The 11,331-nt window shown below is 60.4% G+C and carries 12 protein-coding genes and 1 tRNA gene; 10 read left to right on the top strand and 3 right to left on the bottom strand.

Features of this window, described 5'->3' with window-relative positions; genetic code table 11:
• Positions 1 to 77: 77 nt before the first annotated feature.
• Entirely contained in the window at positions 78 to 1,268 is a 1,191-nt protein-coding gene (locus NT26_RS08530) for an IS481 family transposase (protein ID WP_052636742.1), read from the top strand.
• 44 nt (positions 1,269 to 1,312) lie between these two features.
• On the opposite strand, the gene NT26_RS08535 is transcribed toward NT26_RS08530, so the two are convergent.
• Positions 1,313 to 1,402, bottom strand: a tRNA-Ser gene (locus NT26_RS08535).
• 117 nt (positions 1,403 to 1,519) lie between these two features.
• The gene (locus NT26_RS08540; RefSeq protein ID WP_052638378.1) at positions 1,520 to 2,239 is read right to left on the bottom strand and encodes a Crp/Fnr family transcriptional regulator; all 720 of its coding nucleotides are present in this window, start codon (positions 2,237 to 2,239) and stop codon (positions 1,520 to 1,522) included.
• A 115-nt stretch (positions 2,240 to 2,354) separates the two neighbouring features.
• Between NT26_RS08540 and NT26_RS08545 the strand changes: the two genes are divergently transcribed.
• From NT26_RS08545 to NT26_RS08580, 8 genes are all read left to right on the top strand, one after another.
• Positions 2,355 to 2,594 carry a DUF6894 family protein gene (locus tag NT26_RS08545; protein WP_052638379.1) on the top strand — a complete coding sequence of 80 codons (240 nt, stop codon included), beginning with the start codon at positions 2,355 to 2,357 and terminating at the stop codon, positions 2,592 to 2,594.
• Between the two features lie 233 nt (positions 2,595 to 2,827).
• A complete protein-coding gene (locus NT26_RS08550; RefSeq protein ID WP_052638380.1) occupies positions 2,828 to 3,808 on the top strand; it encodes a septal ring lytic transglycosylase RlpA family protein in 981 nt (326 codons plus the stop codon).
• Between the two features lie 65 nt (positions 3,809 to 3,873).
• Entirely contained in the window at positions 3,874 to 5,037 is a 1,164-nt protein-coding gene (locus tag NT26_RS08555; protein ID WP_082077800.1) for a D-alanyl-D-alanine carboxypeptidase family protein, read from the top strand.
• A gap of 104 nt (positions 5,038 to 5,141) precedes the next feature.
• Positions 5,142 to 5,816, top strand: coding sequence for a dTMP kinase (gene tmk / locus NT26_RS08560; protein ID WP_052638382.1), 675 nt, complete (start codon positions 5,142 to 5,144; stop codon positions 5,814 to 5,816).
• Positions 5,816 to 6,838 carry a DNA polymerase III subunit delta' gene (locus NT26_RS08565; RefSeq protein ID WP_052638383.1) on the top strand — a complete coding sequence of 341 codons (1,023 nt, stop codon included), beginning with the start codon at positions 5,816 to 5,818 and terminating at the stop codon, positions 6,836 to 6,838. The genes tmk and NT26_RS08565 overlap by 1 nt, the downstream gene beginning before the upstream one ends.
• Before the next feature lie 89 nt (positions 6,839 to 6,927).
• Positions 6,928 to 8,484, top strand: coding sequence for a methionine--tRNA ligase (gene metG / locus NT26_RS08570; RefSeq protein ID WP_052638384.1), 1,557 nt, complete (start codon positions 6,928 to 6,930; stop codon positions 8,482 to 8,484).
• Positions 8,485 to 8,498: 14 nt separating this feature from the next.
• A complete protein-coding gene (locus NT26_RS08575; protein WP_052638385.1) occupies positions 8,499 to 9,281 on the top strand; it encodes a TatD family hydrolase in 783 nt (260 codons plus the stop codon).
• A gap of 5 nt (positions 9,282 to 9,286) precedes the next feature.
• Positions 9,287 to 10,108: an MBL fold metallo-hydrolase gene (locus NT26_RS08580; RefSeq protein WP_052638386.1), complete on the top strand. Its 822-nt coding sequence runs from the start codon at positions 9,287 to 9,289 to the stop codon at positions 10,106 to 10,108.
• A gap of 149 nt (positions 10,109 to 10,257) precedes the next feature.
• On the opposite strand, the gene NT26_RS08585 is transcribed toward NT26_RS08580, so the two are convergent.
• Positions 10,258 to 10,767 carry a regulatory protein RecX gene (locus tag NT26_RS08585; protein ID WP_052638387.1) on the bottom strand — a complete coding sequence of 170 codons (510 nt, stop codon included), beginning with the start codon at positions 10,765 to 10,767 and terminating at the stop codon, positions 10,258 to 10,260.
• 137 nt (positions 10,768 to 10,904) lie between these two features.
• Here NT26_RS08585 and NT26_RS08590 point away from each other — a divergent pair, with 137 nt between their 5' ends.
• Positions 10,905 to 11,330 carry a DUF4864 domain-containing protein gene (locus NT26_RS08590; protein ID WP_052638388.1) on the top strand — a complete coding sequence of 142 codons (426 nt, stop codon included), beginning with the start codon at positions 10,905 to 10,907 and terminating at the stop codon, positions 11,328 to 11,330.
• The last annotated feature ends 1 nt before the right edge of the window (position 11,331 follow it).

Consider the following 11,331-nt stretch of genomic DNA (forward strand, 5'->3'; position numbering starts at 1 on the left):
CTGTCCGACCTGGGAGATAGGTGACATTTCGTACCGGAGACATGGGTAACACTTTTCGACTTTGTCGGGAGGTGTCGATGCCGTGGAGAGAGACTTCGGTCATGGAGGAACGTCTACGATTTGTCGCCCGGCTGCTTGAGGGCGAAGGCATGAGCGAGGTGTGCCGAGCGTTCGGCATCTCGCGCAAGACCGGCTACAAGATCTTCAACCGCTACAAGGATGATGGCCTAGAAGCGCTGACCGATCGATCCCGACGGCCGGTGCGCTATGCCAACCAGTTGCCGGATACGGTTGAGGCGATGATTGTTCGCCTCAAGAAGGAGAAGCCTTACTGGGGTGCCAGGAAGATCAGGGAACTGCTCGTCAAACGGCTGGCCGGCGATGTGCGCATTCCGGCAAAGAGCACCGTACACGCCGTACTCGATCGTCATGGCCTTGTGAGCCAGGCCCGCAAGAGGAACCGGGCGAACAAGGCCGTCGGCACGCAGCTATCGGCAGCACCTGGTCCCAACGATCTCTGGTGCGCCGACTTCAAGGGCGAGTTCAAGCTGGGCAACGGCCAATACTGTTACCCCTTGACGATCACCGACCAGCTCTCGCGCTATCTTCTGTGTTGCGAGGCCTTCGAATCGACGCGCGAACAGGGTGTCTTCGAGGCCTTTCGGCGGGTTTTTGCCGAGCGGGGCCTACCGGCCGCGATCCGCTCCGACAACGGCCTGCCCTTCGCCAGTCCCAACGGGCTCTACAATCTGTCAAAGCTCTCGGTCTGGTGGCTCAGGCTCGGCATCGCCCTCGAGCGCATCCGTCCCGGCCACCCGCAGGAGAACGGCCGCCACGAGCGCATGCACCTGACGCTCAAGAAGGAAGCGACGAGGCCGCCGGGCCGCAATATCCTGCAGCAGCAGATGCGTTTCGACGGTTTCGTCAGCGAATTCAATGAAGAACGGCCGCATGAGGCGCTGTCTATGAAGGTACCGGCAGAGCTCTACACCACATCGCCCAGACTCTATCAGGGCCTGCCGGACATCGACTATCCCTTCCACGATCGCGACGCCATCGTCACCAACTGCGGGCGGCTTTGCATCCATCGCAAGAAGATCAATATCTCGACGGTGCTGGCCGGACAGAGGCTCGGGCTCAAGGAAGTCGACGACGGCATTTGGCTCGTCAGCTTCATGCACTATGATCTCGGATATATCGACCTGGAGCAGAGAACATTGCAAACCATCGACAACCCGTTCGGCACGAGGTTGTCACCCATGTCTTAGGGACAAACCGTTACCTATGTCTCCGGGTCGGACAGGCGTGCTAGTGGCGGAAGAGGTGGGATTCGAACCCACGGTACGGTTTCCCGCACGCCGGTTTTCAAGACCGGTTCCTTAAACCACTCGGACACTCTTCCTGAGCCGATGCTGATCCATGTGGTGCAAGGGCTTTAGCTCCTAGCTTCGGTAGCGTCAACATGCGAGTCTGACGACTGCAAGGCACGGGCAGGCGATGTCCTCACTCCGCTTGCACTCTATCGCGGCTCAATCCACAGGTTGAGGTAGGTCCGGTCGAATTCGGCCAGGCTGCATAGACGGTCCCAGTCGAGAATGGTGATCATCTGGTTGATCCATGTGACCAGATTTTCGCGTCGCATGGCCTGGATCACCCGGTTCATGTGGACGAGGGACAGGCCCATCACGTCCGCCATTTCTGCCTGGCTGAGGGGTAAGTGGAAGCTTAGTCCGTCGACGCGACCGGTTATCTGCAGGCGCACATAGAGTTCGCACATGATGTGGGCCAGATGGGAGGCCTTCGAGCGTCGGCCCATGGCGACGATCCAGGATCGATGGATCGCCCCGTGGATCAGGGTATCAAGCCACATCAGCCGCGTCAGGTGAGGCGAATTTTCCGTAAGCGATTTGAGGTCGCCGTGCTCGGCCAGAAGAACGCGGCATGGTGAAAGTGCGACGATTCCATGGTCCATCGTCTTCATCAGGAAGGCGTGAAGATCGACGAAATCGCCGGCGACGTGGAGCGCCGTGATCTGGCGGCTTCCCCCTTCGGTGATCTTGTAGCGGGCGGCAAATCCTTCGCAAAGCAATGTACTGACCGTCGGCCGCGCTCCTTCGGCGACGATGTCGTCGCCCTTTCCAAAGCTACGCTCCTTCGAGAGTGTCTCGCGGAGAATAGCCCGCTCCGCTCCCGAAAGAACGTCCCGGTGTTCGAGGTTCTGGAATAGCGCTTCGATCATCTAGCCTGTCTTCTTGGTGGCGACACGTTGGGTTTCGTTGTGGAGGAGAACACCGATGGTTGGAACAAAGTTGCCTAAGAAGTTTTCGACGGATATATGCCGGAAGAGACGACACATGCCCCGATACTTCTTCGATCTTGCAAACGGCGACGGCCTGACCCGGGATGAAATGGGGGTAACACTCCCCATGCGGCATGATCTCCTATTGAAGGAGGTGAGCCGCATCCTCACCGACGTCGCCCGCGAGGAACTGCCTGGTATTTCCAGTGGCGGCATTCGCGTTTCGGTGCGCGACGAGATGGGTGAAACGATACTCGTCGGTTCGCTCGATTTCCAAACGCGCTGGAACACTTAGTCGTTGCGGCTTAACCTCCCGCTAACCATGCGAGGCGAAACGTTGATTTGCCCACAGAAATCATTCGCATTTTCGCCACTTTGAAAACATTGGTTGTCACCATTGTTCGGTCGGAACGGTCCCGTCTTGGGGCACTGACCAATGACGGGTGCAGGGGCGCCCGGTGACGGCAGGGGCATTAAGAGTTGAAATCTGGCGGCGGCAGACTTTTCCATTCGGCGAAATGGCTTGGAATGGCCTTGATGTGTTTCGGCGTGGCATCGTGTTCCACCACGCAACCGAAAGGCCAGAAGCCGCGGAGCAAGGAATACTTCTCCGAGAAGGAATATGGCGTAAAGGCCAGCCCGCGCGTGGTGACAGAAGGCAAGCCCGTCCCTAAGGGAGGAGGGCGCTTCATGGTCGGCAAGCCCTACGAGGTCAAGGGCAAGACCTACGTCCCCAACGAAGATCCTTCCTACAACAAGACCGGTCTGGCTTCATGGTACGGCTCGGCCTTTCACGGCAGGCTCACCGCCAACGGCGAGGTCTACGACAAGGAACATCTGTCGGCGGCACACCCGACGTTTCCTCTGCCTAGCTATGCTCGGGTGACGAACACCGAAACCGGTGCGTCCGTCATCGTTCGCGTCAATGATCGTGGCCCGTTCCATCCCGGCCGCATCATCGATGTCTCCGCCAAGACCGCGGAACTGCTCGACATGAAACGGGCGGGAACCGCGAAGGTGAACGTCCAGTATGTCGGGCGTGCACGCATGGACGGACACGACATGCCGTATCTGATGGCCTCCTATATCAGCAAGGGAGACCGTCTGCCTTCGGTCCAGCCGGAAGGCCAGATCGCCAGTGGCGTCATGGTTGCTTCCAATGTCCCGTTCGGCCAGGAACTGCAGAGCTATGGCGGCGGGGTTCCTGTGCCGGTCGCCTTCGGCGGACCCACGCCGAGCGGACCACGGGCTCCGTCTGCCCAGGCGTTCGACGCCCTCGCCACGCAGGATACGTTCGCAACTCTGCCCGAGTTGGGGCCGCTGCCTGCGGAGCGCCCCGGTTATGGGATCGTGGGGCTCTCGAGCGGCCTCACATCGGCCTATGTGGTGGAACCGGTGAGCGAGGTGGAACTCGTCTTCGATGCGGTAATGGTGCGCAATGACGGCCTTACCGAAAGCTCCATCCTTTCGTACGCCGGTCGGCAATACGGCAAAAAAGCGTCGCAGTAACACGAGCGCAATTGCCCCGATCGTGCCATGTTGATACGCGTATGCCGATCATACGCGGAGCAGTCATGAGATTTCTGGTATTGGTGCTGCTTGCCCTGGTGCAGGCAACGATCGGCATGGATGCGGCTGTTGCACAGCAGGCGGATGCCGGCTTCGTCACCAAGGCCAGGCAAGCCTATCTCGTCGAGGCAAAGACAGGTACGGTTCTGCTGGCGGTCAACGAGAACCAGGCCTTCCCGCCTGCTTCCCTAGCCAAGTTGATGACAATGGAGGTTGTCTTCAGCGCTTTGAAGCGGGGGGAAATTTCTGCAGCCACCAGCTTTCCGGTTACGGAATACGCATGGCGAAATGGTGGTGCACCGTCCGGTACAACGACGATGTTTGCCGCGTTGAACTCGACGGTTCCTGTGGCCGACCTGATCAGTGGCGTCGTGATCCAGAATGCCAACGACGCCTGCATCGTCCTGGCCGAGGGGATAAGTGGCTCCGAGGCGGAGTTCGCGGCTCGTATGACCGCGCGGGCCAAGGACCTGGGTCTCAGTCGTTCGACATTCGCAAACCCCACAGGGCTCCCTCCAGCGGAGAGTTTCACGACGGCGCGAGACCTTGTGGAACTGGCACGTCATCTTCACCGGGAATATCCAGATCAATATGCGCTCTATTCGCAGCCGGACTTCGAGTGGAACGGGATCTTTCAGCGGAACAAGAACCCCCTGCTGTCGCTCAACATCGGTGTCGATGGGCTGGGGGCGGGATACGCCAAGGATTCTGGATACGCTCTTGTGGCATCCATCGAACGCCGCGGCACCAGGCTTTTTCTGGCCATGGGTGGATTGGCGAGTGAGAAGGAGCGGCTGGAAGAGGCTCGTCGGGTGCTTGAATGGGGGCTGTCTTCATTCGAGACGAAGCTTCTGTTCTCTCCGGGCGAGGTGGTCGGCCAGGTGAGCGTCTACGGAGGCGAGACCCGCTATCTCGATCTGGTGGCCCGCGAGCCTGTAGATATTTACCTGCCGACGGAAACGCCGCCGAGGTTGAGCGGCAGGATCGTCTACCAGTGGCCGCTGCGGGCGCCGATCTCCGAGGGACAGCCGGTTGGCATGCTGAAGATTTCCGCCGATGAGCGACTGGTTCGCGAGGTCGAGCTCGTGGCTGCCCATCCGGTCGGATCCGGAACGCTGCTCTCCAAGGCAACCGACGCACTGCTCGAACTCATGTTCTTCTGGTTGTAGCGCCAGAGAGGTTTTATCTTAGCAACAGATGCGATAGGCATGGCTGATGGCCTGGAGCGTGGCCGAGGGCCGCCGTGGCCCGGAAGCGTGAAGAGTTGTTGCGGTTGGCAAAAAGACCAGGACTGTTTGTAACGTTCGAAGGCGGCGAAGGGGCAGGGAAGTCCACCCAGATTCGCCGCCTTGCGGAATCGCTCCGGCGGCGGGGCCTCGACGTTCTGGTGACGAGGGAGCCGGGAGGGTCTCCGGGCGCGGAGGCGGTACGACACGTGCTGCTTTCGGGCGCCGCAGAGGAGTTCGGCGTCCGCATGGAGGCGATCCTATTTGCCGCGGCCCGGAGCGACCATGTCGAGGAAGTCATTCGTCCGGCACTGGAAAGCGGTGCCGTCGTCCTGTGCGACCGGTTCATGGACTCTTCCAGAGTCTACCAGGGGGTCACCGGGAATCTTGAAACCGAATACCTCGAAGCCCTGCAGAGGATCGCTGTCAACGGCGTCTATCCCGACTGCACAGTGATCCTTGACCTGCCTGCCGAAAAGGGACTTGCAAGGGCGCGTGCAAGGGGAGGGGCTACTGCGCCCGATCGTTTCGAAAGAGAGGAACTCCAGACCCATGAGAAGCGTCGCGAGGCTTTTCTCGAGATCGCTTCCGCCGATCCGGGGAGGTGTCACGTCGTAAACGCGGACCAGCCCGAGGATGCCATCGCAGCCGAGGTCCTGTCCATTGTCGAACCGCTGGCGGCGCGGCAGGATAACGTAACGGCCAGCGCGGAAAACGTCTGATGGGTGAGGACGCTCACATCCTTGACGGCGCGATCCCGCCCGCACGAAATCCGAACCTGTTCGGTCATCAGGCTGCAGAAGAATTCCTGGCGCGCACCTACCGCACGGGCAAAGCCCACCATGCAATCCTCATCGAGGGCCCGGAGGGCATTGGCAAGGCGACGCTTGCCTTCCGTTTTGCGGCCCACGTTCTTGCTCACCCCGACCCGGAGACGGCACCGGCCCAGCTTGCAATCCCCGATCCAGAGTCCGCGGTCGGCCGGCAGATTGCCTCCGGCGCTTCCCATAACCTCCTGCACCTGACCCGGCCGGTCGATGAGAAGTCAGGAAAGCAGAAGACTGCGATCACGATCGACGAAGTCCGGCGGGCGGGGCATTTCTTCTCCCAGACATCCGGGACGGGGAATTGGCGTATCGTCATCATCGATCCCGCCGATGATCTCAATCGCAATGCTGCCAACGCCATCCTGAAGATCCTGGAGGAGCCACCGAAGCGGGCGATGTTCCTCGTCCTGTCGCATGCCCCGGGTAAGCTCCTGCCGACCATACGCTCCCGTTGCCTGCCGCTGCGCCTGTCACCGCTCGGCGAGCAGGATCTTCTGCGTGCGCTCGAAGCACTGGGCGTTTCGATCGAAGGCCGGACAAGGGAGACCGTGCTCCCCATGTCGAAAGGGAGCGTCTCGCAGGTGCTCAAGCTTCTGAACTACGGCGGCGCCGACATTGTCAGCGCATTCAACCAGATGCTGGCGGAGGAGGGGCCTGCCGCAAGACGAGCGATGCATCGTTTGTCCGACGTGCTCTCGGCGAAGGATGCAGACGTCGCACTCGGCTTCTTTCTGGAGCATCTTGGCGACCATCTTTCCGACCGGGCGCGCCAGGCCGCCTTCGCGGGAGACCTCGCCGCTGCGGCACGCATGGCGGATCTGGCCAGCGAGGTGGGGGAGAAGGTCACCGTGTCGCAGGCCTATAACCTCGACCGGAAGCAGACGCTTCTATCGATCCTCGAAGCCGCCCATCGCTGATCCATCGGCGGGCACGGCGAAGTATGGGTTTCGCTGCTGCGAAACATAGGCTAATAGCCAAACCCACCCTCCCATGCTCGAGTGCGATAATGCCGGACAAGCTTCCCTATTACATCACCACCGCGATTTCTTACCCCAATGGCAAGCCTCATATCGGCCATGCCTATGAACTGATCGCGACGGATGCCATGGCACGCTTCCAGCGCTTGGACGGCAGGGACGTCTTCTTCCTGACCGGCACGGACGAACACGGCCAGAAGATGCAGCAGACTGCGCGCGCCGAAGGGATCGATCCGTCCGAACTTGCGGAGAGGAATTCTAACGAATTCCGTGAGATGGGTCGGCTTCTTAACGCATCGAATGATGATTTCATCCGAACGACTGAGCCTCGCCATCACGAAGCGTGCCGCGAGATCTGGAACCGGATGGCCGATAATGGCGACATCTACAAGGACAGCTACGCCGGCTGGTATTCCGTCCGCGACGAAGCCTTCTACCAGGAGGGCGAGACCGAGGTGCGGGACGATGGCGTACGCTACGGCCCGCAGGGCACACCGGTCGAATGGGTGGAGGAGGAGAGCTACTTCTTCAAGCTCTCGGCTTACGAAGAGAAGCTGCTGAAGCACTACTCCGACAAGCCTGATTTCATCGGTCCTGCGGAGCGGCGGAATGAAGTCATCTCTTTCGTCAAGTCCGGCTTGAAGGATCTCTCGATCTCGCGCACCACCTTCGACTGGGGCATCAAGGTGCCGAACGATCCGGCGCATGTGATGTATGTCTGGGTCGATGCGCTGACGAACTATGTGACCGCAACCGGCTACCTGACGGATAAGAATGGCCCGCGCGCCAAATACTGGCCGGCGGACGCCCATATCATCGGCAAGGACATCATCCGCTTCCATGCTGTCTACTGGCCGGCTTTCCTGATGTCGGCGGGTCTGCCATTGCCCAAGCGGGTCTTCGCGCATGGGTTCCTGCTCAACAAGGGCGAGAAGATGTCGAAGTCCCTCGGCAACGTCGTCGATCCGGTCAATCTCGTGAACCACTTCGGGCTCGATCAGGTGCGTTACTTCTTCCTGCGCGAAGTCTCCTTCGGCCAGGACGGCAGCTACAGCGAGGAAGCCATCGGGACCCGGATCAATGCCGATCTTGCCAACGGGATCGGCAATCTCGCCAGCCGGTCGCTTTCGATGATCGTCAAGAACTGCGACGGCAAGATTCCCCAGCCAGGTGAGTTCAGCGAAGAGGATCGTGCCATCCTGGCGTCGGCCGATTCACTTCTGAACACGTGCCGCGAGGAGATGGAGAAGCAACTGATCCATCGGGCGGTTGCTGCCGTGATAGGTCTCGTTTCCGAGACTGACCGCTATTTCGCCGGACAAGCACCATGGGCGCTGAAGAAGACGGATCCCGAACGCATGGCGACGGTACTTTACGTCACGGCCGAGATAGTTCGGCAGATCGCCATCCTGCTTCAGCCCTACATGCCGGATGCCAGCGCGAAGCTTCTGGACCTTGTAGCCGTGCCTGCCGAGAAGCGTGATTTCGGCTCGCTCGGCGAGGCGGGACGGCTTGTTCCGGGCACCGTGCTCGAGGCGCCGACGCCGGTCTTCCCGCGTTACGTCGCACCGGAGACGGGTGCCTGAGTTCGAGGCAAGAAATGCTCATCGATACACACTGCCATCTCGACTTTGCCGATTTCGATGAGGAGCGCGACGAACTGGTTGCGCGTGCCCACGGCGTCGGCGTGGGACAGATGGTGACGATCTCGACGCATGTGCGGAAACTGGATCGCCTGCTGGCGTTGACCGCCCGATATCCCTCCGTCTTCTGCTCGGTCGGCACCCATCCGAACAATGCCGGCGACGAACTGGACATCACGGCGGACGACCTTGTTCGGTTGGCAGAGAGTCACGAGAAGATCGTCGCGATCGGCGAGGCGGGCCTCGATTATTTCTACGACACGCAGAAGCCGGAAGACCAGCAGACCGGGTTTCGCCGCCACATCGAGGCGTCCCGCCGGACGCAATTGCCGCTGGTCATCCATAGCCGCAGCGCAGACGATGACATGGCAGCGATCCTGCGGGAGGAAAGCGGGAAGGGGGCCTTCCCCTTCATCCTCCATTGCTTCTCGTCCGGAGCGGATCTTGCCCGCACCGGCGTCGAGTTGGGTGGCTACATTTCCTTCTCCGGGATACTGACTTTTCCGAAGTCGGAAGAACTTCGCGAAATAGCGAAAACGGTTCCGCACGAGCGGCTGCTGGTCGAGACGGATGCTCCATATCTTGCACCGAAGCGGTGGCGCGGGAAACGCAACGAGCCTGCCTATGTGGTCAATACGGCGGAGGTTCTAGCGGAAACGCTCGGTCTTGCGTTCGACGAAGTGGCGCGGATGACAACCGACAACGCGTTTCGGATCTTTGCCAAGATGCCGAGGCTCTGAGGAGCATGCGGTACAGGCGCAGATATACCATCCTCGGATGTGCGTCCTCTCCCGGGGTGCCGCGCATCAACGGCGATTGGGGCGCCTGCGACCCGAACAATCCGCGCAATCGACGGACGCGCGCTGCCTTCCTCGTGGAGCAGTTCTCACCGGACGGCGGCGCAACGACCATCGTCGTCGATACGGGACCGGATTTCCGCGAGCAGATGATTGCCGCCCGGGTCCAGCATATCGATGCAGTTCTCTATACCCACGCCCATGCGGATCATCTCCATGGAATCGACGACCTGCGGGGCTACTTCCATACCCAGAGGGAACGCATTCCAATTTACGCGGATAGCTCCACGATGGAGCGGATTCGCATGGGCTTCGGTTATTGCCTCGAAACACCGGCTGGTGGAAACTATCCGCCGATCGTCGAACCCAGACTTATCCAGTCACTCGCCGACCCGCTGGTCATTGGCGGTGCGGGTGGTCCGATCGAGGTTCTGGCGCACCGCCAGGTGCATGGCGAGATACATTCGCTCGGCTTCCGGTTCGACAAAGTCGGATATTGCAGCGACGTCAGTGATTTCCCGCCGGAGAGCATTGCCCGCCTGGAGGGGCTCGATGTCCTCATACTCGATGCCCTGCAGTATCATCATCATCCGAGCCATCTTTCGCTCGATCAGGCGCTAGAGTGGATCGCTCGGTTGATGCCGCGCCAGGTTTACCTGACGCACATGCACACGCCCATGGACTACGACGCTGTGAACATTGCAACGCCGGACCATGTGCAGCCGGCGCACGACGGACTGAGCTTCGAGTACGAATTCGAGGTCAGTTAGCGGTGGTGCACGCGCGACCGTGTTGGAAGCTGATAGCAAGGCTCACGGACTTTATTTAAGTCTCTGGACTCGCAGCTTGATCGATAAGTTCCATAATCCATCTTATGTGATCTTCAGATTTGACGAAAGCCGTCACAACTTGGCACGCCTCACCAGTGTGAATCCGCCATCACCTCTTCTGCTTCCTCTCTCTCCATGCTGGTGATCCGCCGGACGATGTCCAGGCTGAAACCTCTTCGCGCCAGCGACGCCAGTTCCCGTGCGAGACGTTTCTCGTCCGCGGACGCGGTCCGGAATGGACCGAACCCGCGCTTGCGGGCGTATGCAGTCGCGGCACGGAGATCATCCGCGTCCAGCAAGGCTTCGCTCACGGTGTCGTTGCTCACGCCCTTGCGTCGAAGCGTATCGGCTATCTGCCTTCTGGATTTTCCGCCCCGGATTCCGGCGCGGACCTTGGAAGCCGAATAGGCCTGGTCATCCAGTCCGCCCACCTGACGCCCGCAGTCGATTGCTCGTGCCGCCAGTGCCTGTAACTGGGGCCCGGAGATGCCCTCGAACTTCTGCTTCGCCTTTCTGCGAATGGCAGAAGCCAATTCCTGCTCCGTCATCATACGGCGGGACAGCCGATAGAGCGCGGAATTTCGTGCCCAGGCTAGCATTCGTGCCGTCGGCGCGTCAGCATCTGTCCCGCTGTCTTCGGGCGATGGGCTCTCCTCCGGGTTTGACGGTGTTGTGACCTTTTCAGACATGACGTTTGATGTAAGCTGTCGATGAGCATTTGTCGAAGGGATAGCCGATGCTCTTGCGCTTCGTATCGATCGTCCTGGCACTGGCAATTCTCTCCGGCGGGCCATTGCGTGCCGAAGATCCCGTGGCCGACGCACAGGAGGTCGTCTCTCGCCAGATCATCGCATTCTCGCGCGGTGACGCGACGGGAGCTTTTGCGGAGGCCGGTCCAAACATGCGCAACAGCATATCGGACGAGAGCCGTTTCCTTGCCATGATCCTTCAACGCTACCCGCCGCTTGAGGCCGTCCGCAACTACGCGTTCGGGCGCTCGAAGCTGGTCGGCGGAGGTGAGTTCATACTGCAGGAGGTGATGCTGGCCGACCGCGGCGGCAGTGACTGGACGGCAATCTTCGAGATCAGGCTGCTGGACAGCGGTATCTACAAGGTCAACGGTATCCGCCTTCGCCCCAATCGCGCCAACCGAGGCATCTGAC

The organism is Pseudorhizobium banfieldiae (assembly GCF_000967425.1).
GTDB classification, from domain to species: domain Bacteria; phylum Pseudomonadota; class Alphaproteobacteria; order Rhizobiales; family Rhizobiaceae; genus Neorhizobium; species Neorhizobium banfieldiae.